The organism is Mucilaginibacter flavus, from assembly GCF_030409315.1.
Classification (GTDB): domain Bacteria; phylum Bacteroidota; class Bacteroidia; order Sphingobacteriales; family Sphingobacteriaceae; genus Mucilaginibacter; species Mucilaginibacter flavus.
In genome coordinates, this window is the sequence record NZ_JAUFPS010000040.1 from 53,843 (window position 1) to 77,334 (window position 23,492).

The following is a 23,492-nucleotide window of genomic DNA, read 5'->3' on the forward strand; positions in this document are numbered from 1 at the left end:
AGTATTGCAGTACTTCCGGCTTTTTTATGGGCAAGGTTGCAGGATGGTATTATAGGAGATGTAGGGTTTCTTTCATAGGTAAATGCTTATCCGGTTAATTATTAATTGTTAAACTGGGATATGGTTAAGGCGAAACGGTTATCTTTTTATCTTCAACTTTAAAATGCACATGGCTAAGTTCAAGTATGTGCAGCACCCGCGATAGCTTGGCGCTCCGTTCAATACGGCCCACAAACTCATCATCGGCTATTTTGCCCTCGTAAACAACCTGCATATCATACCAACGCGAAAGTTGTTTCATAATATCCAGAATGCTGGAACGGTTAAATTCAAAATAGCCATTTTTCCAGGCTACAAACTTTTCGGCCTCCACATCCATAACGCTGATGCGATTCCCTTTAACAATGCCCTGCTGATCTGGCTTTAGTATACTGCTGTTACCACCACTGCTTAATTGTATCGACCCTTCCAATAAGGTGGTTTTGATGGCATCCTCATCATTATAGGCCATGATATTGAAATGGGTGCCCAGCACTTTTACATTTAAACCATCAACACTCACTTTAAAGGGCTTTGCAGCGTTTTTAGTTACCTCAAAATAAGCTTCGCCGGTTAATTGAACGTTACGCTCGTTAGCGGCAAAGGCAGTAGGGAATTTGATTGATGATGCCGCGTTTAGCCAAACCTTGCTGCCATCGGGCAATATTACCTGGTATTGGCCTCCGCGTGGTGTGCTGATGGTATTGTAAGTATAGGCTGCCTGGCTATCAGATGATTTTGCATCTTCAACGGTATATACCAACTGCCCGTCCCGGGCTTTGGTTACGCTTACATTTCCGTTTTTGGCAAGGGTGCCGATTCTTGCGGAATCGAGCACCACTTTTTCACCATTATTTAAGGTTAGGATTGCTTTGTTTTTGCCGGGATCAGCATCATGCATAACCGGAGTTTTGTTAACGGCTGTAACCGGAAACTTAACAGGATACATAAGACTGTAATAAAGTCCGGCACCAATAATTGCCATAATAACGGCAGCCGCGGCGGTAACCCTGTATATAATACCGTAAAGAGCTTTAGGATCTGGCTGTTGTTGTGATTGCCTGATCCCTAAATGTAAACGCTGCAACATCCTTTCTTCCAACTGTTGCTTTATCCCCATCGTCTCTTCATCCCAGGTGTCGCTTTCCTGCAAACTATCAAAAAGTTCCAACAACAGTTGTTCTTCCTCTACAGAAGCCTCTCCGTTTAGATACTTATTGATTAATTGTTTGAATTTTTGCCTTTGCACAGCCTGGTTTTTAAGTGAGAGTAAAAAAATGTGGGTATCCCCTATTAGCGATGTTAAAAAAATATCACTTTTTTATCAAGGGCGAATATAAATACTTGATTTATACTACCACAGCAGTAAAATCGCCATGAGCAATGAAAAGAAACTACCTAATGAGGTGCGTAACTGCCTGAGGGCCTTGGTGAGGTGATTTTCGACAGTTTTGGTGGAGATATTTAAACGCGAAGCTATTTGTTTGTGGCTCAAATAGTCTTCGCGGCTTAGTTTATAAACTTCGCGACATTTATCGGGCAGGGTGTTTACCACCAGGCTTACCCGGGTCATTAATTCTTTGTATTCTATATTTTCGTACTCAACCGGGGTTTGCAGTGATTCAAACAGCCTGTCAAAAACATCGGAGGTTACTTTGCCGTTTTTTACCTGCCGGTAAACTTCGTAACGGGTTGCGGCATATAAATAGGCCTTCAGGGAAACATTTATTTCGATGCTGTGCCTGTTGTTCCACAGTTTGATAAAAAGTTCCTGGATAATATCCTCGCAGGCCAGTTTATCCTTTAACACATTGTAAGCCGATAGATAAAGCTGCTGCCAGTATTTCCGATAAATAGCGGCCAGAGCAAGCTCGTTGCCCAATTGTAATTGCGCAACCAATTCTGTATCACTTTGGGCGATTTTTTCGGTCATATTAAAAGCAGGCTTAACATACCATTGGCTAAATTTAGGTATTATTAACTAAATGTTTAAATATTAATTCACAATTGCCTGAATTACTGATATTACCACCTGCCCGAACACCATCGGTTATTTATTATTGAGCAATAATTATCATTTGGCATCATGAAAAATAATACCCATGCTGCGCCTCCTGCCTTCGATAATTTCACCAATGCCGTGCTTCATATTTACCCGGTGATATCCCTTACTCCCCTGCGCTGGTCTAAAGCTGGTTGTAAATAGTACCATATCGCCCTTGGCCGGTTTTAGCACCATAGCCCGCGACTGCTCCCTTGGTTTTTGTTCTATCAAAATAAACTCTCCGCCTTCATAATCAAGCCCCGGCTCATCCAAAATAAACACCGATTGGATAGGGAAAAACACCTCGCCATATAAATCCTGGTGCATGGCGTTATACCCTCCTTTTGCATATTGTAGTATCAAAGGTGTGGGACGCAATTGCTCATGATTGTGGCAATGTTGTAACAACTCATCCAACGTTGCTGCAAAACGGGTTTCCTTATTTAGCAGTTCCATCCAGTTATTAGCTACAGGTGCCAGGTGCGGATATATGCTTTCCCGCAATTGCTGAATGAGCTCCGGTAGCGGGTACTTGAAATATTTGTATTCGCCGCGGCCGTAGTTGTGGCGTTCCATCACTACGGTTTTGCGGTATAGCTGCTCTTCGGGGTACTGTGCGGTTAAACTATCGCACTCATCCGCCGTTAAAACTTTTTTTACTATTGTGTAGCCTTTGTTATCCAGATCTGTTTTAACAGCTGCCCAATTTAAATTTTCAATTCTTTCCTTCATCGCCATAAATTATATTGAAACAGAGTGATTAACTAACGCCGCTTCCCAACCTATAATGGCCGATTTACGGGTTGATCCCCAATGGTATTGCCCCGATTCGCCGGTAGACCTGATTACCCTGTGACAAGGGATCAAAAACGCTACCGGGTTGGCCCCTATCGCGCTGCCCACAGCTCTGCTGGCGTTAGGCGACTGGATATTTTGAGAAATATCGCCATAACTGCACAAACCGCCCATCGGTATTTTTAGCAAAGCTTCCCAAACCTTCAACTGAAAACTACTCCCCTTCAAGTGTAATTTAATAGCCGGCAATTGCGACCAATCCTTTTTAAAAATATGCAAAACATCCTGTTGCAACATATCAACCACCTGGGTATAGGCCGCGTTTGGAAAGTGTAATTTAAGCTGATCCAGCGCATCGGCATGGTCATCGGCAAAAGCCATATAGCAAATGCCTTTAGGGGTTGATGCCACAATGATATTCCCAAAGGGGCTTTGGGCAAAACTGTAATTGATGCTCAGTTCCTTGCCGCCGTTCTTATATTCGGCGGGCGTCATCCCTTCAATATTGATAAACAGATCATGCAGCCTGCCAGTACCCGAAAGCCCCGTTTCAAAAGCGGTATCAAACAAGGTTGCCTGCTTATCTTTAAGTATCCCCTTGGCATAATCCAGGCTTAAGTATTGTAAAAACTTTTTAGGGCTGATGCCTACCCAATCGGTAAATAAACGTTGAAAATGGAACGGACTTAAATTTACCTTCTCGGCTACTTCATCTAAATTGGGTTGTGTTTTAAAATTGAGTTTTATATAATTTATCGCCTCGGCAATACGCTCATAATTGATATTTTCCTGTGTGTTCATAACCTTGTTAATTATTTATAAACAAAAGTACCTTGATAGTCCCTGTCGTAAAACCCGGAACTTGCGCACTTGCCGTATTATTTTCATCAGCAACTTAAACATTATTTTATATAAACTACCAACTACATGGTATTTGAATTGCAAGCCTGTATCTGTTATATTTACTTATCCAATTAAAACCACTTCATGGACCCTGTACAACTTTACAGCTTTAAAGTATGGCTTACCATGCTCATATTTGCGCCCCTGTTGCAAACATCGGCAGGACAAATACTTTTTCATCAGGGCGATATTTTGTCATTTGAGTTTATAAAAAATTATCCCATAAATGTAGGTGTGCTGTTGGTAGTAACCGCGCCGCTGGGGGCATTGCTTACGTTTAGCATTAGTCGGCTAAGTCGTTATACCGAAGTGCCGCAGCTTAAACAAAAGGTAACCATAGCAATTGCCATTACAACGGTGCTGGTATTTGTGGGGGCTGTTATCCCTAACGGAAACTCACCTTTAACGTTATCTGTAATGATATTACCCTATACCCTATCACTTACCATAGGCGTTTGGCTTTGTAACCTTGATTTGGGGCAATACGATGATGAAGAGGGAGAAGAACTGGATGAACCAACGTCTTGATATCGGATTTCGGATTTTCGATTCCGGATTTTTGTCTGAACCTCTATTCGTTGGATTATAAGATTATCAGGATTTTAATTAATTTGATGGGCATTTTTCCTCACACCTCACACCTCACACCTCACACCTCACACCTCACACCTCACACCTCACACCTCACACCTAACACCTAACACCTCACACCTAACACCTAACACCTAACATCAAACATCAAATAAACTTTACAAAACATTGAAGGTACAACCAATGTTAGTCACCATATTTGCATCAAACACTTAACTATGGCACATCTTTTTTCGCCCCTTAAAATAAAAAACATCGAACTTAAAAACCGCATTGTGGTATCGCCCATGTGCGAGTACTCAAGTGAAGACGGCTTCGCTAACGATTGGCACCTGGTGCACCTGGGTGGCATGGCCGTTGGCGGCGCGGCTTTAATTATAACCGAAGCCATCGCGGTATCTCCCGAAGGCCGTATCAGTCCGGCAGATTTGGGTATTTATAAAGATGAGCACATTGAAAAACTAAAACAGATCACCGATTTTATGCACGCGCATGGCGCTTACGCGGGTACGCAGCTGGCGCATGCCGGTCGTAAGGCAAGTCACCAGCAGCCTTGGCTTGGTGGCAAGCAAATCCCGTCAACTGAACCTACCGGCTGGAAAACTTTTGCACCAAGCGCGGTTGCCTTTACCGAGAGCGAGGAGGCCCCTATTGAACTGGATAAAGCAGGCATTGAACAAATAAAAGCCGATTTTAAAGCTGCTGCTGCAAGAGCAGTTAAAGCAGGGTTTGACGTGATAGAATTGCACGGCGCGCACGGTTATTTACTGCATGAATTTTTATCGCCGGCAAGCAATAAACGTACTGATGAATATGGCGGCCCTTTTGAAAACCGCATCCGTTTCCTGTTAGAGGTTATTGATAGCGTACACGAAACATGGCCAAAAGAAAACCCGCTGTTTGTACGCTTGTCAACAACTGAATGGACCGAAGGTGCATGGACGGCAGACGATTCTGTGGCTTTAGCCAAAATACTAAAAGAAAAAGGTGTTGATGTAATTGACTGCTCAACCGGCGGAAACATAGCCGGTGTTAAAATACCGTTAAAACCAGGTTATCAGGTTGAATTTGCAGAGAAAATTAAAAAAGAAAGCGGTATACTTACCGGTGCGGTTGGTTTAATAACCAAAAGCCACCAGGCCGACGAAATTATACAGGAAGGCGAAGCCGACCTGATATTTATGGCCCGCGAGATGCTGCGCGATCCCCATTTTGCACTGCGTGCCGCGCATGAGCTTGGCCACGAAGTAAAATGGCCGCTTCAGTACGAACGGGCGAAATGGAGTTGAGGAGAGTAAGGATTTAGGGACAAAGGAGCAAGGACTTTCTGAGGCTATGAACTATGAACCATTAACCATTAACTTTTAAATACAAAAACCACAAACTATGAAACGTACAGCAAACGCCCATTGGAATGGCACTTTACAAACCGGTACCGGAGAGATCACTACTCAAAGCACCGTGCTTAACAAAACACAATATTCATTTAAAACCCGCTTTGCCGATGGTATTGGTACCAACCCGGAAGAACTGATTGCTGCCGCCCATGCTGGTTGCTTTACCATGGCCGTTGGTGCTGCTTTAACTCAAGCTGGTTTTACTCCCGGCGATTTAACTACCGACGCTATCCTTGATCTGGATATGCAGGCATTAAGCATCACCGGCATTCACCTGGAGCTTAAAGCAACTGTTATTGACGGTGTTGACGAAGCTAAATTTAAAGCCATTGCCGAAGACGCTAAAGCTAATTGCATCATTTCAAAAGCGCTTAGCGTACCGTTTACTTTAAACGTTACTTATGCGTAAATAAATCTTTTCTGTTTCCGTAATTGGTTGCAGATACCAGACTTACGAAGTTTTAAAAACTTCGTAAGTCTTACTTTCCGCTTTGCAAATCACTTTAACTCTTCCTATTTCTGTATCAAGGCCAACAACGCTTGTGGCGTTTCATAAGTAGTACCCTTATAATCCAACACCTTTACACCTACACAAACCGTATCTACAGCGTTATTTGCATGGGTAATGTAGATTTTTCCCCTTACATCAGGCTGAGTGCCCTGTTCTGCTAATTTCATGGCTGTGAGTAGCTGCATCACACTATCAATCCCCTGTATTTTGGTAAAGTTTTTAACCTTCCCTTCAGGGAAATAAAAATCAAACTTATCGCAGGTTATCCTGAACTGCGTTTCGCGACCTAATTCTGTAAATTTAAATTGAATTGATTTTACAGCCTCGGCCGGGTTGGATTTGGGTTTGCAGGCTGATAGGCTAATCGAAACAACTAATAATAAAATTATATTAAAAAATAGTTTACTCATAACGATAGTTGACTTGTAGGTTAATAACATTCAATAATAGAAAATTATTAAGTTTGATACATCATAGTTCCAAAATTATGTGATGAATATCTAAATGAACCTAAAACATTATTCTTATTTAAACAGTAACGATTATCACAATTATGAATTTTACAGTGACGGACCGAAGGGCAGAATAAGAAAACTGGTGATTTTCACAAGAATTTCTGAAGAGGAGCCGCATGTGTACAACTTAGCATTCGGCGATGCCCATCCGCTCTCGGGCCAATTAGATGATAGCGTAGTTAGTAATAATGAAGACAGAGATACGGTCTTAGTTACAGTTGCCCAAACAATAGTTGATTTTTGCAATCATCATGGAAATCACTACATATACGCAGAAGGAAGTACCGCATCACGAACCAGGTTATATCAAATAAGTATATCAAATTTATGGCAATATATTAGCGCTGATTTTGAGGTATATGGTCTAAAGAACGATCAATGGTATAATTTTAGACCTAACACCATCAATTATGAGGCGTTTTTGGTACAAAGAAAGTAATTGATTACATTTGAGTATAAATTTTAAGAAAGAAGTTAATATGTCTGCTATTGCAAAAAATACATCAACCCAAATGCCGTCAGCTTCCGGTATAATTAGCAATGAGATTAAAAGTTATGAAAATGACCCTTTTGTTGTTAAAAAGGTAAATAAAGCAAAGGAAACTTTAAAACGTGTTGGTTTACCAAAATCAAAATAAACTTAGCCATAAAAAAAGAGGCCGAATTAATATCCAACCTCTTTTTTAGTTATGGTTTTACATGTTATTTGTGACACCTTACATTCCCCCTTTAAGAGTTTAGGCCTTACTACTTCAACACATCAAGCACCCTAAACATCTTCTCCTTAATCCCCCTGCTCGATCCACTAAAATTATTCACCATAATGGAAAAGCACAATTCGCGGCCATTGTGGTTTTGGTAACCGGCATAGCACAGCACGCTGTTAATGCTGCCGCTTTTCATTTTTATATCATTGTATACAGGTAAGCTTTCGTAGAAACCGGGAAACCAGGATTCTTTTTTAGCCGATTGCAGGATGCGGGCAAGTGTGTTGGTAGTTACCCTATCTCCAGGTGACAGGCCACTGCCGTCATAGACATTGATACTGTTTGGATCGATACCGCGGGCCTGCCAAAATTTCTGAACTTCTTCTACGCCGTTACCCGTAGTTGGCTTACGCCCCTGTTTCCAGGCTATGGTTTTGAGCAATTGCTCGGCATACAGGTTAATACTTTTTTGATTGAGCCAGTAGATGATCTTACTCAAAGCCGGCGATTGGATGGTGGTGAGCGTTTTACCGATCACCGGTGTTTGTACCCCTTTGGCGGTTAAAGTAGCCACCGATTCGGGATCATTGCTTACTGTAATACCTAAACGTTTCAAGGTATCTTCCAGGCGCAGAGCGGCATCGTAAGCCGCATCGGGCAAGGCGGCCGAAATACTTTTTTTGTCTTTATCAATGGCATAGCTGCCACGCAGGTACATCACCTTACTGCCAATGGGTAAAAGGGCATAAGCATTATCGCCGCTACCGGATGGGCCATTAACAAGCTCGCTTTTAAAAGTGAGGTAAGGTACATTAGGGACGGTGTAAGAAACGCCGATAGGGTTGCCAACCGCCCCGGTACGCAGCTTGATATCAAACTGATTTTCGCGCCAGCAAAGGCCCGATGTACCGGCACCATAATAGTTACCTGTATCCTGCCATATCCAGCCCTCTGGGATAGATTGTGTGCCGAAAATACTGTCATCACCAATAACCCTTCCGTTTATTTTTTTGATGCCTGCGGTTTTAAGCGCGTCGGCCATCAGGGCCAGAATATGGGCTTCTTTGGTTTGCTCATAGCGCCAGCTGCCCAGGGTTGGGTCGCCAGCCCCCTTAATGATGACATCGCCGTTGAGCGTACCATCGGCAGTAATTTCGCCGCTATAACCTAATTGGGTTTGATACCTAAAATCGGCCCCCAATACGTAAAAGGCGGTAATACTGGTTATTGTTTTTAAGGTTGATGCCGTAGCCAAACCCATATCCGGACTGGCGGCAAATACCCGCTCGCCGGTTTTGGCATCCAATACCGTTAGCGATAGCGAGGCGTAACGGCACTGGCTATCGGCCTGTAACCGGCTAAATGCTGCTGATAATTTTGATTGAAAATCCTGGGCTTGCAGCCGCCCTGCTAATAAAAATAAACTAACTGTTATTAATCGCTTCATCCTCATTCTTGGCATTGCCCTTGGTGACGTAATAAATCGGGATACCTATCAATACAATTCCCAGGCCAAATATCGAATAGTCGCTTTTGTACATCAGCAATAAAATACAAAAAGCTATACCCATTAAAATGTAAATAGCAGGTAGTACCGGGTAGCCAAATGCTTTGTAAGGGCGTTCGGCATTTGGCATTTTAGCTCTTAAAATATAAATACCAATAATGGTGAGCACATAAAAAATTACCACCACCAAGGAGATCATATCCAGCAAATCGCCATACTTACCGCTTAAGCAAAGTACTGAGGCCAATAAAGCCTGAATCCATAAACCAAACTCCGGTACCGATGCTTTGTTAAGCTCACCTGTTCTTTTGAAAAACAGGCCGTCTTTAGCCATAGTATAATAAACCCTTGCGCCGGCCAATATCAAACCATTATTACAGCCAAAGGTAGAGATCATGATCATCACCGCGATTACATAGGTACCTATGTTGCCAAAAATGACGTGAGATGCAGCTACGGCAACACGGTCTTTTTCGGCGGTAGCTATTTCATGTAGGGGTAGCACACCGGTGTAAACAATATTTGCCGATACGTAAATGATGGTTACAATCATGGTGCCCAGGAAAAGGCTCATGGCTACATCGCGTTTAGGGTTACGCATTTCGCCGGCTATAAAGGTAACGTTATTCCATGAATCGCTGCTGAATATAGAGCCTACCATTGCCGCTGCAATGGCCCCCAACGCTGCGCCCAGGCCTATTTCTTTGAAGCTGCCGTCTTTATTCAGATTATGTAAATGCCATGCGTCGGTCCAGTTGGCATGCCATACATCGCCTCTAAAAGCCATGAAACCAAATGCAATCAATCCGAATAAACTTAACAACTTGGTTAAGGTAAAAGTGGTTTGAATGATTTTGCCACTTTTTACGCCTTTGGTATTGATATAAGTTAATATTAAAATTATACCGATAGATACCAGCTGTGCGGCACTGATTTTAATAAAGCCCGTTTGGAAAAGGATATTATCCTCGCTAACAGCGGGTATCAAATAAGCTGTAAACTTTGAAAACGCCACGCCAACCGCCGCTATGGTACCGGTTTGGATTACGGCGAAAAAGCTCCAGCCATATAAAAACGCGATAAGTTTATTGTAAGCTTCTTTAAGGTAAACGTATTGCCCGCCTGCTTTGGGGAACATGCCGCTGAGTTCGCCGTAACTAAGAGCGGCGGTTAAGGTCATGAAACCGGTGATCAACCAAATGGCTATCAGCCATCCAGCCGAGCCTACGTTGCGCACAATATCTGCAGCAACTATAAATATACCTGAGCCTATCATGGAGCCTGCTACCAGCATGGTGCCATCAAGCAGGCCAAGCTCATGTTTCATTTTTGATTGTCCGGGGTCGTTAGTCATATACTTAAAAAGGGTTTAAACCCCTAAACTATTCAAAAACTTTAATATTGACAGGCTATTGTAAAGAAAATAAATTTACTATTTTGCAACCACCAATTATACCGTGTTACACTTTAACACTAACAGTACTTTACTTTATAAACCAAATTTGCGACTATGGATTTTTTGAACAATTACTTAATCTATTTAATTCCGGTTTTTGGCTTGATAGGCATTGCCTTTATGGCTGTTAAAGCCGCCTGGGTTACCAAACAAGATGCAGGCGATGGCGACATGGCCACATTGGCCGGCTACATTGCCGATGGCGCGATGGCCTTTTTACGTGCCGAGTGGAAAGTACTGAGCTACTTTGTAATAGTTGCCGGCATCTTATTAGCCTGGAGCGGTACCACCGTAGCCACTTCAAGCCCGGTTATTGCCGTTTCATTTATTATTGGCGCGTTTTTATCAGCCTTTGCCGGTTACCTGGGTATGCGTATTGCTACCAAGGCTAACGTGCGCACCACACAGGCTGCCCGTACTAGTTTGGCACAAGCTTTAAAAGTATCTTTTACAGGAGGAACCGTAATGGGCCTGGGTGTTGCCGGTTTGGCCATCATCGGTTTAGGTTCATTATTCATTGTATTTTATACCATGTATGTTAAAAATACAGGCGGAAGCGTAAACGGCGAAGCCATGGCGAAAGCATTGGATGTTTTAGCCGGCTTTTCATTAGGTGCCGAATCCATAGCGCTGTTTGCCCGTGTTGGCGGCGGTATTTATACCAAAGCTGCCGACGTAGGTGCCGACCTTGTAGGTAAAGTTGAAGCTGGTATCCCCGAGGATGACGTGCGTAACCCTGCTACCATTGCCGATAATGTTGGCGATAACGTAGGCGACGTAGCCGGTATGGGTGCCGATTTATTCGGATCGTACGTAGCTACCATGTTAGCTACCATGGTATTAGGTCGTGAAATTGTATCACATGACGCGTTTGGCGGTATTGCCCCCATCCTGTTGCCTATGGTAATTGCAGGCTTGGGTTTAATATTTTCTATTGTAGGTGCAGCCCTGGTACGCATTAAAAGCGAAACCGACAGCGTTCAAAAGGCTTTAAATATAGGCAACTGGGCCTCTATCATATTTACAGCCATTGCCACTTATTTTGTAGTACAATGGATGCTGCCAAATGATAGCTTCCACATGGTACGTGATGAGGTAAATGGCGTTGTTAAGGCCGGTGTTGTTCCGTTTACTAAAGATGGTGTGTTCATGTCGATAGTGGTTGGCCTTGTGGTAGGTACCTTAATGTCTATCATCACAGAATATTATACAGCTATGGGTAAACGCCCGGTATTGAGCATTATCCGCCAGTCGTCAACCGGTCATGCAACCAATATTATTGGTGGTTTATCGGTAGGTATGGAATCAACCGTGTTGCCTATCCTGGTATTGGCATCGGGTATTTACGGATCTTATCACTTTGCCGGTTTATATGGCGTGGCTATTGCAGCTGCCGGTATGATGGCAACTACAGCTATGCAGTTAGCTATCGACGCGTTTGGCCCTATTGCTGATAACGCCGGTGGCATTGCCGAAATGAGCCGTCTACCCGAGGAAGTACGTCACCGTACAGACAATTTAGATGCTGTAGGTAACACTACCGCTGCTACAGGCAAGGGTTTTGCTATCGCGTCTGCCGCGTTGACCTCACTGGCTTTATTCGCGGCTTTTGTGGGTGTTGCCGGTATCGAACATATTGATATTTATAAAGCCGATGTTTTGGCCGGTTTATTTGTAGGCGGCATGATCCCGTTCATCTTTTCGGCCTTGTGTATCTCGGCTGTAGGTCGCGCCGCCATGGCCATGGTTGAGGAAGTACGCCGTCAGTTCCGCGAAATTCCGGGTATTATGGAGTACAAAGCCAAGCCCGAGTACGAAAAATGCGTGGCTATCTCTACTAAAGCTTCCATCCGCGAAATGGTTGCTCCTGGCCTGATCGCGCTAATTACCCCTATCATTATCGGTTTCGCTTTCGGACCAGAAGTATTGGGTGGTTTATTAGCCGGTGTTACCGTATCGGGCGTGTTGATGGGTATTTTTCAAAGCAACGCCGGCGGCGCATGGGATAACGCCAAAAAATCGTTCGAAAAAGGTTGCATGATCAATGGCGAAATGCACTACAAAAAATCAGAACCACACAAAGCATCAGTAACCGGCGATACCGTAGGCGATCCGTTCAAAGACACTTCGGGCCCGTCAATGAATATTTTGATTAAGCTGATGTCTATTGTTTCATTGGTTATCGCGCCGCATTTAAATTCAAAACCAACGCCCGCGCCAACTGCCATGAAACACGAGGTTAAAAAACAGGTGATTGTGCAGGCTTATGTGTCGCCTATTACTAAAAATGAGAAGAAAGGATGATTATTCTTTTTGGATATTGATAAAAGCCGCCTGTTGAAGGCGGCTTTTTTTGTTTCGAGCGGAATATTTACATTAGTAACCATGAAATCAGCTCAGGGCATTAGCCTTAAATACATCGTGATCCTCTTTTTTGCTTTGTTGGGTAATTTTTATATTTTCTTCCTGTCGTCATTCGATATCCCCGAAAAGATTCCGTTTACCCCGGTAAAAACCAACGGGCTTATTGTGTTCAGCATATTTATGGTAGCAATTATTTTTTTAATTAAAGAACTGATCAAGCTGCGACCGGATTTTACCGTTAGTCATTTAACGCTTTATGGAGTTACAGTTTGTTTAATCACCGAAGTATTTTTCCAAGGATTTTTATGGCGTATTTTTCCTGAAAATACATTTCATACCTTCATCGTCGCAGTAGCCAAAACCTCCATTACATTCTCCATACTCACGTTTTTTACGGCATTTCAATTAAAAACACATAATACACCCAAGTTGGTGATGTTTATAGTTATTTTAATTGCCGTGACTAATATATTAGGATATATCTTCCCCACACTTTTGCCAAATAAATAATGCAAAAGACAGCTTATTATCTGCTCATCCTATTTCCGTTAACCGCCTGCAACTTCAAAAGCAAACGCGATTACAAATACACCATCGCCAAAGACAACCATCTGTACATTGAAATTTACCGTACAAGCGTTCTCAATAGTTCGGTAGCAGCCTACCTGACAGATTCTTTAACTTTTAGCCAAAACTTAGGGCAATATGACGATGAGAAAGGATATATCGACTGCATATTTCGTAATGATAGCGTAATTGCACAACGCAAAGAATACGTGGTCGAAAATGGCAAGCAATTGGATACTATGAAAACCATTAATTTTAAGGCTTATAGTTTAAAGAAACTTAAACAGCTTAATAATTTTTAAATGATGTTTATAGGTTAAGAATTATAGATATCTTTTCTATGCCCTAATGAAACAACTTCGATCACCAAAACATCGTCGAATATTTCATAAATTACACGATAATCCCCAACTCTTATTCTGAAACCCTCTCTACCTTTTAATTTTTTACACCCACTTGGTCTTGGGTCATCTACAGCGTGTAAATAGCATCAATTATACGGTCAGCTATATTGTCAGGCAATTTATCGAGTTGTTTTTGCGCAGGTTTAGCAATGGTAATTTTATAAGAAGCCATTACTTAGCCCTTCGTTGTTTTACATAATCATCAAATGACATCGACGGCTCATTATTTTTTTTTGCTTCATCAAATAACCGCACGTCATCAATATCCTCCAATTCTTCTATCATCCGCTCGTATTCACTTACGGGTATAATCACAGAAACCTTTTCGCCATCTTCGTTTGTAATATATTGGGGTTTTACTAAAGTAAGCATAGCTCTAAATTATTTATTAAGTAAATTTAGCAATAAAATATTGTTTCCTAAATCAGATAATGGTCGCAACTTATCGTACAAAAATAACTCCTCAAAATAACCTTTGGCAAAACATTAAACACAAGTTGTGTAACTATAAAACCTGCATTTTTATTATCGCATCCGGACCAAGCAGCTCCTCCCCAATAAAATACTTTTCATTTTTTGATGAGCAAGCGCTCAAATTAACCCATCGTTAACAAATCATGAGCTTATGACTTCGTTACAACCCAAAAACACGCTTAATGTAAGCCATTGATTTTCAAACTTTAATTTGGGAAGTTTCAAAGCGTCCATTGTTACATTTGGCTCTTTATGTTTTCAATAAATTTAAGTACGTTTGGGGAAATGTGAATTTATATTTTTTTACGACTGATCTTAAAAATTAAACATGAAGTTATTTATTAAAAAACCTATCGCACAACTACTGGCGGCGTCAAAGGAAGGGGAAAAAACCCTGAAGCGAACGCTTGGCTTGAGTTCGCTTATTGCACTGGGTATTGGCGCTATTATTGGCGCGGGTATTTTTGTGCGTACCGCGGCTGCAGCCGGTGAACACGCGGGTCCTGCCGTTACTATTTCATTCATTATAGCTGCATCTGGTTGCGCATTGGCCGGTTTGTGTTATTCTGAATTTGCCAGTATGATACCAATCGCCGGTTCGGCCTACACCTACTCTTACGCTACCATGGGCGAGCTTATTGCCTGGATCATTGGCTGGGATTTGGTGTTGGAGTATGCATTAGGTGCCGCAACGGTAGCCATTGGCTGGTCGCAATACTTTAACGAGTTTTTGAACACCTTTTTTGGTTTCCATATACCCTTTCAGTGGTGTCACTCGCCATGGGAAACCAATATTTCAACAACAGGCATGTATACCGATCAGATGGGCGTACACGGCCTGGTTAACCTTCCGGCTATCCTGATCATCTTCCTGTTAACCCTGCTGCTAATCCGTGGTACCGCCGAATCTGCTTCGGTAAATAACTTCATCGTTATTGTTAAGGTTGCCATCGTATTGTTGATCATTGGCCTGGGCTGGCACTTTATTAACCCTGCCAACCACATCCCATACATGATTCCGGCCGATGCGAAACCGGTAGTAACAAGTACAGGTACCATCAATTACTCTGATACCTTTAACCACGGATGGCTTGGTGTATTACGTGGCGCAAGTGTGGTATTCTTTGCCTTTATTGGTTTTGATGCCGTATCAACTGCCGCGCAGGAAGCTAAAAATCCGCAAAAAGATATGCCGAAGGGTATCCTTATCTCTTTGGTATTTTGTACTGTTTTGTACATCCTGTTCTCGCACGTATTAACTGGTATCGCTCCTTACCGCGATTTCCTTATAGCAGGTAAAGAGGCTTCTGTGACTTACGCTATTAACACTTTCATGCATGGTTATGGCTGGTTGGCTAAATTAGTAACAATAGCTATCCTTGCAGGCTTTTCATCAGTTATCCTGGTGATGCTTTTAGGCCAAACCCGTGTATTTTATACAATGAGTACAGATGGCTTAATACCAAAAGTGTTTTCACAACTGCACCCTAAATACAGTACGCCATATAAATCGCAATGGTTGTTTTTTGGCTTCGTATCTATATTCGCGGGCTTTATTCCCGATCGTATTGTGGGCGACATGGTGAGTATTGGCACCCTGTTCGCCTTCGTGCTGGTTTGTTTAGGTATTTTTATCTTGCGCCGTACCGATCCAAACATCGTGCGTCCGTTTAAAACACCTGCTTACATGATTGTTTGTCCGCTGGGCGCGTTAATCTGCCTGGGTATGATTGCCAGCGAAGGCCTTGAAAACTGGTTACGTTTAATTGGCTGGTTGCTTATTGGCTTTGTTATTTACTTTGGTTATAGCGTTAAACGCTCGCATGTAAGACATGGTAAAGTTGATGGTGCAAATGATCCTATCAATCCTAAATTTGTTGAATAATATAAACTGATCTACACAAACAAAAAAGGTTCTGAAAATTCAGAACCTTTTTTGTTATCTTATCTTTTTGATACCTGTAGATAACATCAATTCATGAAACAGGATAAAAACCTTTGGATATTAGTATTTATTTGCGTTATCAACTCGCTGGGCTTTGGCATTATTGTACCTGTACTTTATACCTACGGCAAGCAATACGGTGTTACCGGTGAAACACTGGGTGTACTCACCGCGTCTTTTTCCATTGCGCAATTTTTTGCCACACCGGTTTTAGGTTCGTTATCTGATAAATGGGGACGTAAACCTATCCTGGTGATCAGCCTTGCAGGTACTTGTCTTTCCTTTCTGTTATTTGCCTGGGCAAGTAGTATTTACATGCTGTTTGCTGCCCGAATTTTAGATGGTTTAACCGGCGGCAATGTCTCGGTAGCGCAAGCCATGGTATCTGATACGGCTACACCGCAAAACAGGGCTAAAAAGTTTGGCATCATTGGTTCGGCTTTCGGTTTTGGATTTGTGATAGGACCTGCAATTGGTGGTTTGCTCAATAAATTCGGACCAACCGTTCCCTTCTTCTTCGCGGCGGGTATTTCGCTCATTGGTACGCTTTGCACCGCCTTCCTGTTAAAAGAAACCAATCCGCCCGAAACTCAAAACCGCGATAGCAAAGTAAACTTTAAACTATCAGCGTTAGTTACTACGCTAAAGCGCCCGGTTATAGGCACCGCTGTATTCACAGGCTTTTTGCTCACCATGGCGCAGTTTACCATGATCATCGGTTTTCAAACCTTTAGCGTTGATGTACTTAAAATCAACCCTACACAAATAGGCATCCTGTACGCCGGCTTTGGTATTAGTGGTATTGTAATGCAGCTATCGGTACCAGTGCTAACCAAATGGTTATCCTCCAAATCAACCATCCTGTTGTTATCAACCGTTTTATGTATGGTGGCTATGTTTATTACGGGCCTTACCAATGAATTTATCACCTTTGTAATCGGCATTTGCATTTACGGTTTGTTTAATGGCTTGCGCAACCCAATGATCAACGCCATCATTTCCGATCATATAGACCACAATGAACAGGGGAAGATTTTGGGCATCAACCAGTCGTACGCATCCATAGGGCAAACATTGGGCCCGGTAACCGCCGGGTTTGCCGCACTGATATCAGTACATAGTGTTTTCTTTTTATCGTCTTGCTATATTTTATTCGCACTTTTGTTAAGTTTCCGGTTAAAGTCAAAAGAATGAAAACCCTAAAGCCATGCATCCACTAATTTTCAGGGAGGTACTATCTGTTACCATGATCCTTTTTGCCATTATTGATATCCTGGGCGCTATACCCGTAATTATACAGGTAAGGCAGCGTGTGGGGCATATCGAATCGGAAAAAGCCAGCATCGCGGTGCTGGTATTAATGGTTGTATTTTTATTTGTGGGCGATGAGCTGCTGGCCATTATAGGGCTGGATATATCTTCCTTTGCCATAGCCGGTTCGCTGGTAATCTTCATCATCGCCATGGAAATGGTTTTAGGTGTCGATTTTTTTAAAGAAGAAGTGCCGCTTTCGGCTTCAATAGTCCCAATCGCTTTCCCGCTCATAGCCGGCGCAGGTACCATGACTACGTTGCTTTCCTTAAAATCGCAATATCAAACGCAAAATATCATAGTAGGTATTGTGCTTAATACCGTTGTGGTCTACCTGGTACTTAAAAACGTAAAGTGGTTAGAAAAACTGCTTGGCCCCGTGGGGTTAAGCATTTTACGTAAATCGTTTGGTATTATTCTGCTGGCAATTGCTATAAAACTTTTCAGGAGTAATACGCACCTTTAGTGGATGTGCAGGTGTGGAATAATTTGAGGATTTGGATGCTGTTTTGTCTGAACCGGGATTTTTCGGATTATTCTGATTTATAGGTTTTTTGTGAACGTAGATAATTGTACACTTCGTGCTTTCTACCCTTGATATGGCACTTGTTTGAACGCCGGAGAAGACTCACCCGGCGAGGCTACGCCCGCCACCCTCTCTTCACCTGCGGTGGAAAGAGGGGTTTGAACGCTGATTATTAACTAATTAATTATTAATCGATCATCACAATAAAGGCAAACTTTTCAAACCCCTCTTTCCGGCGAAGCCGAAGAGAGGGTGCCGCGCAAAGCGCTGGCGGGTGAGTCTTCTGCGTTATGCAATCCTACTTCGTACTCAGCTTATTAAACTTATACGTAAACGTGAGCAAAAAGTACCGCTTTAGCGTGTTGTTCTGCACATCATAAATAATGTTATCCCCGGCGTACCTGAACACGCTTGTGTTTTGGTTAAACAGATCGTACCCGGTTACCTTGATCTCACCCCTATCCTTTTTTAACATTTGTAACGCTATTGAACTGCTTATCACGTTAATCCCCTTTTGGAAACCGGGACTTACCTGCGGGTTGTATGAATACTCCTGTTTAGTCTCCCAAATAATTTTTTTGGGCCAGCGCACCACCAGGTTGTTGTTTAGGTTAAAGTTGTTGGTACGTATTTTTTTATGGTCGCCATAATCATAATTGGTATTCGTAAAACGATAGCCGGTATTGGTATTTAGCTCCACCTTATCATCATAATTAAGGTTGATGCCCTGGTTAATACCGGTTGAATACGTTTTTTGCCAGCCCTCCACCTCATTAATAATATTGAGGTTGCGTATAAGATACTCGCTTAATGAAGTGTTGGTATTAATGGTAAACTTACCCATCTTTTTAAACTGTTTATAAAGCCCCATTGATCCGTTGAGGTTGTATTGCCCATCGCGGTTTACAAAAGATGTGCTTTGCGCGCCGTTACCGGCAATGGTTTGTACATTGATGGTAGCATTGTGTTGCATGCTCAAACTGCTGTACATGTAAATATTTACCTGTGAGGCCTGGAAGTATTTGTTAAGATTAAAGCCGAAATTATCGTCGGTAGATGGTTTTAGCAAAGGATTGCCCGTAAACGAATATAACTGGTTGTAAACAATGGTTTGCGGCTGCAGTGAGTTGATAGACGGCTGATTGGCCGAGCGATTATAGCTTAAGGTAACCGGCCCCAGCTCTGTACGGATAGAGGGCAGCAGGAACAGGTAGTTATGGTACTGGTTAACGGTTACAAACTTATCCTGCACCTGTTGCCAGTCGAAACCCAGGTTTGCCACTATAGATATGCTTTTGGTTACATCATAGGTAATGCCGGGCCGCAGGTTCTCGGTAAACTGGTTGCGCTTTAAATTTACGCTTTGGCTGGCCAGGAAAATATCATAATTGCCCGTGGCCTTATTCCTGTCAAACACGTTGCTTTCATTGCCGCTTTGGGCATAAGTACCATTCACGGATATATCGGCCTTTATTTTTTTAGTGAAGGGATATATGATGCTTCCGTTTAAATTGGCCGAAATATTATTGTTTTTACCGGCACTGTAGCGTCGCATGGTATCTGATGGCGGTGCCGGAGTAAACGACTGCAGATCATTATTTTGATAACTATCGCTTTTGCTTGGGTTTACCTGCAAACTGTGGCCAATATTGAACGACGCCCCTTTTTTGTGTTTAAAACGCTTATTGTAATAAAACTCCTGCGAAAACTGGGTACTGTTACTTGTATTACTGCTGCTGCTATTAACCGTATTTAGATGATTGCCAAAATTATTGTAGGTGTCAGAAAAACTATCATAACTATTGTTTTCGCGGTTAAACATCAGCTTGGGCGCATAATGTATCGTATGAAGCGTATCGGGATTCCAGTCAACAAGGCCACTTAGGGAGTGCGCGTATTTATCTGATTGCTGCTTTGATTTTGAGTTGCTAAGCAAGGTTGTATCCTTCAAAAAACGTTGAATATAAGCCGAGTTTTCTACGGAGTTATTTTTCTGACTATAAAAATAAAGCAGGTTGACTTTCAGTTTTTTGCCATAATCGGTATTGAGGTTAAAACCTCCGGATGTTATTTTCTCTATGCCACCACCCCAGTTTTGGCCGCCGGTATTTACCGTACCATTGTAGAGGCTATTGCCGCCCGATCTGTCAAAACCGCCCTGGGAATACAGGTCGTCATTAGAGAAGGCCGTTTTATTAAGATTATTGCTGAGGCCGATGATGCTTAATTGCAGCGTATCCCTGAAAAGGTTAAACAGTCCGCCGCTTTCATACCTGTCCCGGGTGCCGCCGCCGGCAAATACTTTGCCGAAGATGCTGCGCTTAATGGCCTTTTTAAGCTTAAGGTTGATTACCTTTTGTACTTTGTTATCGCTAATCAGGTGGTCGGGGTCGTTCTCTCTGTCGTCATAAACCTGTATGGAGCCTACAATGGCGGCATCAAGGTTTTTGGTAGCTATTTTAAGGTCGCCACCAAAAAATTGCTTCCCGTCTATCAGTACTTTGCTTACACTTTTGCCATTTACGGTAATGGAGCCATCGCCATTTACCTGTAGGCCGGGCAACTTTTTAAGCAATTCTTCAACCACCGCGTTTGGGCGGGTTTTAAAGGCGTCGGCACTAAATTCAATAGTATCTTTTTTTATGCTGATGGGCACACGTTCGGCCCGTATCACCACTTCATTAAGCATTTTGTTGCTGAGGGCTATATCGCCCAAATCAAGCACATCGTTTTTATTAAAGGTGAATATTTTAATATAGCTTTTATAAGCTGTAAAGGATACAACCAGCTTTATCTTTTTGCCATAGGGCAGGCTGCGCAATTCAAAATCGCCATTCTTTTTACTCAAGGTGTAGGCAATAAGGGAGGTATCTTTTACATCAACAATGGCTATGGTACTTAGTTCCAAAGGCTTTTTATCAAGTGAATCGGTTACGCGGCCTTTAATAGTTACGTGGTTTTGGGCATAGCCCACGGTAAAACAGGTTAAAAAAAGCAGTAATACAGGAATAAATTTCATGCAGGTGGCAGGTGTAATTGTGTGGTATAAGGTTGTACGGGGTATTGGGGAACCGGCGTTAAGTTATAACAGGCAGCATCACGATGGTTTTGTAAAAGGTAAAAGTTTAGATGGTATTAAAAAATGAGATCAGTTAACAACTCAAAAATATAAGCAATAATTAAGTAAAGCAATGGACTATTAGTATATGATAATGGATTATATAACTAACACCTTGCATTAATTTACTTGCTGAATACATAATAGTTTTGGATAAGGCTTTTTCATAAACGCGATTGCGACATTAACGCAGATAAATTAAAAGTATTATCCATCAAACTTTAGTTTTTATCCATTTTAATAACGTTTGCTTCATGATAGATTTACGTAACCATTATAAGTGTTACCAAACACAGCTTAATATCCGTTGGACTTTACCGCCTTTTGCCCGGTATGAGATTATATTTTCTACTGGTTTTCATATGCTTATTTGCATTTGATGCTTTTGATGTAAAAGCGCAGGTGGGCGATGCTATTTTTTCTATTGATTTTGGAGCGGGCGCAAACAGAATAGGTCCGCAGATTGACAATTCGGATTTTAAAACCACTTACAGCTATTATCCTGGTACACCACAGGATGGTTCTTATACCATTGCAAACTCAACGCAGGGCATGTATACCGGGGCCTGGCTGGTTACCGGCGACCATACCGGCAACCCTGGTGGTTATATGATGGTAGTTGGTGCAAATGAAATACCCGATGAATTTTTTAACCAGCGGATAAGGGGGCTATGCCCAAACACCAAATACCAGTTTAGCGCCTACCTGCTTAACCTGATGCAGTTTGATGGTATTAAACCCGATATTACATTTTCGGTAACAACTACAGGAGGAACTATTACTAATCCAACCGGACCAATTAACAATGGCTTGGGCTGGCGGCAATATAGCATCACTTTTACCACTCCCTCAACCGGCGGTGATATCATCTTAAAAATGACTAACAACGCAGGCGGGGGCTATGGTAACGATATCGCGCTGGATGATATCACGTTTAGCCCATACGGCCCTACCCTCACTCCTGTTTTCGATAATAATACAACCAGTTTCACGGCGTGTGCGGGCGACAGTAAAACGTTCAGTTTAAATGCGCAGCTTGCTTCGGATTACCGTTATACCAATCCGGCGTACCAATGGCAAATAAACGATGGCAGTGGCTGGGCAGATATTCCCGGCGCTACAACACAATCATACCTGGCTACACAACCCGTTGCGGCAGGCATTTATCAATACAGGCTTACCAGTGCGGAAGCAATTAATATAGGTTCCGGCCCTTGCAGGGTGGTATCTCAACCTTTAACGTTAACCGTAAAGCAACCACCACAGGCTATTGCAACAGCAACTACGCCGGTTTGCTATGGTGAAAAACTCAACCTGTTTGCATCTGCCGGAGATAGCTATATTTGGACAGGCCCGGGTGGCTATACATCCAACCAGCAAAACCCCGTGATAGAGGCGGGGAGTGTACTCTCCGGAACTTACCAGGTTGCTATCACTACAGGCGGGTGCACGTCAACCAGCAACGTTGATGTTGAACTGAACCCAAAACTAAATCCCAATGCCGGCGAAAACGTATCTATATGCCCCGGCGGAGGCATTACTTTACACGCAACAGGTGGCACAAAGTTTTTATGGTCGCCGGCAACAGGTTTATCTGATGTTAACACTGCAACTCCTTTTGCCATGCCGGATACCACAACAACGTATACCGTTATGGTAACATCAAATGGTTGTATAGCCCGGGCCAGCGTAACCGTTACTGTGATTAAAGACCCGATAGCAGACGCTGGTCCCGATAAACAGATCACCCTTGGACAAAGCACCCGCCTTGACGGCACAGCGAGCGGCAGTAACGTTGCCTATTACTGGACACCGGCAGACTACCTGGATGATCCCACCAAAATCAATCCCATAGCATCGCCAACCGGCGATATAACTTACACTTTACATATTACATCGGGCGCTCCCTGCGTAGTAACAAAAACCGACCAGGTGTTTGTGAGTGTTTACAAAAAAGTAATTGTACCAAACAGCTTTAGCCCTAATAATGATGGCTTTAACGATACCTGGAATATTGAAGCGCTTTACACCTTCCCCGAATCTACAATACAGGTATTTAGCCGTTATGGTAATATTGTTTATCAGAGCAAAGGCTATGCGAAACCATGGGATGGCAACACGGCAAAAGGTAAACTACCTGCCGGGACTTATTACTACCGCATCGACTTAAAAAATGGGACCACGTTATCGGGCTGGGTAGAAATACTTTTATGAAATGCTATATTAACCTATTGACTGCCATTCACCATTACATTGGCCTGTTTTCTCACTGAACAAATCGCACAGCCCGCTAAAACATGAATAAAAGTACACGGATG

General features: G+C 42.6%; 22 protein-coding genes and 1 pseudogene. 13 read left to right on the forward strand and 10 right to left on the reverse strand.

Features of this window, described 5'->3' with window-relative positions; translation table 11 throughout:
• Positions 1 to 124: 124 nt before the first annotated feature.
• From QWZ17_RS18850 to QWZ17_RS18865, 4 genes are all read right to left on the reverse strand, one after another.
• Positions 125 to 1,288, reverse strand: coding sequence for a FecR family protein (locus QWZ17_RS18850; RefSeq protein ID WP_290306847.1), 1,164 nt, complete (start codon positions 1,286 to 1,288; stop codon positions 125 to 127).
• A 105-nt stretch (positions 1,289 to 1,393) separates the two neighbouring features.
• On the reverse strand, positions 1,394 to 1,972 hold the full coding sequence (locus tag QWZ17_RS18855; RefSeq protein WP_290306848.1) for an RNA polymerase sigma-70 factor: 579 nt from the start codon (positions 1,970 to 1,972) through the stop codon (positions 1,394 to 1,396).
• A gap of 141 nt (positions 1,973 to 2,113) precedes the next feature.
• Complete coding sequence (locus tag QWZ17_RS18860; RefSeq protein WP_290306849.1) at positions 2,114 to 2,815, reverse strand: 2OG-Fe(II) oxygenase; 702 nt, start codon at positions 2,813 to 2,815, stop codon at positions 2,114 to 2,116.
• 9 nt (positions 2,816 to 2,824) lie between these two features.
• Positions 2,825 to 3,679 carry a bifunctional helix-turn-helix domain-containing protein/methylated-DNA--[protein]-cysteine S-methyltransferase gene (locus QWZ17_RS18865; protein WP_290306850.1) on the reverse strand — a complete coding sequence of 285 codons (855 nt, stop codon included), beginning with the start codon at positions 3,677 to 3,679 and terminating at the stop codon, positions 2,825 to 2,827.
• A gap of 186 nt (positions 3,680 to 3,865) precedes the next feature.
• On the opposite strand from QWZ17_RS18865, the gene QWZ17_RS18870 reads away from it, so the two are divergent.
• The 3 genes from QWZ17_RS18870 (at position 3,866) to QWZ17_RS18880 (ending at position 6,178) form a co-directional block, all read left to right on the forward strand.
• The gene (locus QWZ17_RS18870) at positions 3,866 to 4,309 is read left to right on the forward strand and encodes a hypothetical protein (RefSeq protein ID WP_290306851.1); all 444 of its coding nucleotides are present in this window, start codon (positions 3,866 to 3,868) and stop codon (positions 4,307 to 4,309) included.
• A gap of 281 nt (positions 4,310 to 4,590) precedes the next feature.
• A complete protein-coding gene (namA, locus tag QWZ17_RS18875) occupies positions 4,591 to 5,661 on the forward strand; it encodes an NADPH dehydrogenase NamA (protein ID WP_290306852.1) in 1,071 nt (356 codons plus the stop codon).
• Between the two features lie 97 nt (positions 5,662 to 5,758).
• Positions 5,759 to 6,178 carry an OsmC family protein gene (locus tag QWZ17_RS18880; RefSeq protein WP_290306853.1) on the forward strand — a complete coding sequence of 140 codons (420 nt, stop codon included), beginning with the start codon at positions 5,759 to 5,761 and terminating at the stop codon, positions 6,176 to 6,178.
• Positions 6,179 to 6,282: 104 nt separating this feature from the next.
• Here the strand turns inward: QWZ17_RS18880 and QWZ17_RS18885 are convergent, their stop codons facing one another.
• The gene (locus tag QWZ17_RS18885) at positions 6,283 to 6,690 is read right to left on the reverse strand and encodes a hypothetical protein (protein WP_290306854.1); all 408 of its coding nucleotides are present in this window, start codon (positions 6,688 to 6,690) and stop codon (positions 6,283 to 6,285) included.
• A 94-nt stretch (positions 6,691 to 6,784) separates the two neighbouring features.
• Between QWZ17_RS18885 and QWZ17_RS29730 the strand changes: the two genes are divergently transcribed.
• Both QWZ17_RS29730 and QWZ17_RS18890 read left to right on the forward strand, forming a co-directional pair.
• Positions 6,785 to 7,234, forward strand: coding sequence for a DUF6934 family protein (locus QWZ17_RS29730; RefSeq protein WP_435404586.1), 450 nt, complete (start codon positions 6,785 to 6,787; stop codon positions 7,232 to 7,234).
• Between the two features lie 40 nt (positions 7,235 to 7,274).
• Positions 7,275 to 7,433 carry a hypothetical protein gene (locus QWZ17_RS18890; RefSeq protein ID WP_290306855.1) on the forward strand — a complete coding sequence of 53 codons (159 nt, stop codon included), beginning with the start codon at positions 7,275 to 7,277 and terminating at the stop codon, positions 7,431 to 7,433.
• A gap of 109 nt (positions 7,434 to 7,542) precedes the next feature.
• Here the strand turns inward: QWZ17_RS18890 and dacB are convergent, their stop codons facing one another.
• Entirely contained in the window at positions 7,543 to 8,949 is a 1,407-nt protein-coding gene (gene dacB / locus QWZ17_RS18895) for a D-alanyl-D-alanine carboxypeptidase/D-alanyl-D-alanine endopeptidase (protein ID WP_290306856.1), read from the reverse strand.
• A complete protein-coding gene (locus QWZ17_RS18900) occupies positions 8,927 to 10,363 on the reverse strand; it encodes an APC family permease (protein ID WP_290306857.1) in 1,437 nt (478 codons plus the stop codon). Before QWZ17_RS18900 ends, dacB begins: the two co-directional genes overlap by 23 nt.
• 156 nt (positions 10,364 to 10,519) lie before the next feature.
• Here QWZ17_RS18900 and QWZ17_RS18905 point away from each other — a divergent pair, with 156 nt between their 5' ends.
• From QWZ17_RS18905 to QWZ17_RS18915, 3 genes are all read left to right on the forward strand, one after another.
• Positions 10,520 to 12,769 carry a sodium-translocating pyrophosphatase gene (locus QWZ17_RS18905; protein ID WP_290306858.1) on the forward strand — a complete coding sequence of 750 codons (2,250 nt, stop codon included), beginning with the start codon at positions 10,520 to 10,522 and terminating at the stop codon, positions 12,767 to 12,769.
• Between the two features lie 81 nt (positions 12,770 to 12,850).
• Entirely contained in the window at positions 12,851 to 13,339 is a 489-nt protein-coding gene (locus QWZ17_RS18910; protein ID WP_290306859.1) for a hypothetical protein, read from the forward strand.
• Complete coding sequence (locus tag QWZ17_RS18915; protein ID WP_290306860.1) at positions 13,339 to 13,698, forward strand: hypothetical protein; 360 nt, start codon at positions 13,339 to 13,341, stop codon at positions 13,696 to 13,698. The genes QWZ17_RS18910 and QWZ17_RS18915 overlap by 1 nt, the downstream gene beginning before the upstream one ends.
• A gap of 14 nt (positions 13,699 to 13,712) precedes the next feature.
• On the opposite strand, the pseudogene QWZ17_RS29685 reads toward QWZ17_RS18915, so the two are convergent.
• Positions 13,713 to 13,841: pseudogene (locus QWZ17_RS29685) on the reverse strand (type II toxin-antitoxin system RelE family toxin); the annotation flags it as partial.
• Between the two features lie 130 nt (positions 13,842 to 13,971).
• A complete protein-coding gene (locus QWZ17_RS18920; RefSeq protein WP_290306861.1) occupies positions 13,972 to 14,172 on the reverse strand; it encodes a RelB antitoxin-like protein in 201 nt (66 codons plus the stop codon).
• A gap of 430 nt (positions 14,173 to 14,602) precedes the next feature.
• On the opposite strand from QWZ17_RS18920, the gene QWZ17_RS18925 reads away from it, so the two are divergent.
• The 3 genes from QWZ17_RS18925 to QWZ17_RS18935 all read left to right on the forward strand — a co-directional run bounded on the left by QWZ17_RS18925 (position 14,603) and on the right by QWZ17_RS18935 (position 17,996).
• Positions 14,603 to 16,159, forward strand: a complete 1,557-nt coding sequence (locus tag QWZ17_RS18925; protein WP_290306862.1) for an amino acid permease — start codon at positions 14,603 to 14,605, stop codon at positions 16,157 to 16,159.
• Positions 16,160 to 16,252: 93 nt separating this feature from the next.
• The gene (locus QWZ17_RS18930) at positions 16,253 to 17,413 is read left to right on the forward strand and encodes an MFS transporter (RefSeq protein ID WP_290306863.1); all 1,161 of its coding nucleotides are present in this window, start codon (positions 16,253 to 16,255) and stop codon (positions 17,411 to 17,413) included.
• Positions 17,414 to 17,426: 13 nt separating this feature from the next.
• The gene (locus QWZ17_RS18935) at positions 17,427 to 17,996 is read left to right on the forward strand and encodes a MarC family protein (RefSeq protein ID WP_290306864.1); all 570 of its coding nucleotides are present in this window, start codon (positions 17,427 to 17,429) and stop codon (positions 17,994 to 17,996) included.
• A 358-nt stretch (positions 17,997 to 18,354) separates the two neighbouring features.
• Here the strand turns inward: QWZ17_RS18935 and QWZ17_RS18940 are convergent, their stop codons facing one another.
• Positions 18,355 to 21,075, reverse strand: a complete 2,721-nt coding sequence (locus tag QWZ17_RS18940) for an outer membrane beta-barrel protein (RefSeq protein ID WP_290306865.1) — start codon at positions 21,073 to 21,075, stop codon at positions 18,355 to 18,357.
• Here QWZ17_RS18940 and QWZ17_RS18945 point away from each other — a divergent pair.
• Both QWZ17_RS18945 and QWZ17_RS18950 read left to right on the forward strand, forming a co-directional pair.
• Positions 21,074 to 21,202: a hypothetical protein gene (locus tag QWZ17_RS18945; RefSeq protein WP_290306866.1), complete on the forward strand. Its 129-nt coding sequence runs from the start codon at positions 21,074 to 21,076 to the stop codon at positions 21,200 to 21,202. The genes QWZ17_RS18940 and QWZ17_RS18945 overlap by 2 nt on opposite strands.
• Before the next feature lie 305 nt (positions 21,203 to 21,507).
• Entirely contained in the window at positions 21,508 to 23,388 is a 1,881-nt protein-coding gene (locus tag QWZ17_RS18950) for a T9SS type B sorting domain-containing protein (RefSeq protein ID WP_290306867.1), read from the forward strand.
• The last annotated feature ends 104 nt before the right edge of the window (positions 23,389 to 23,492 follow it).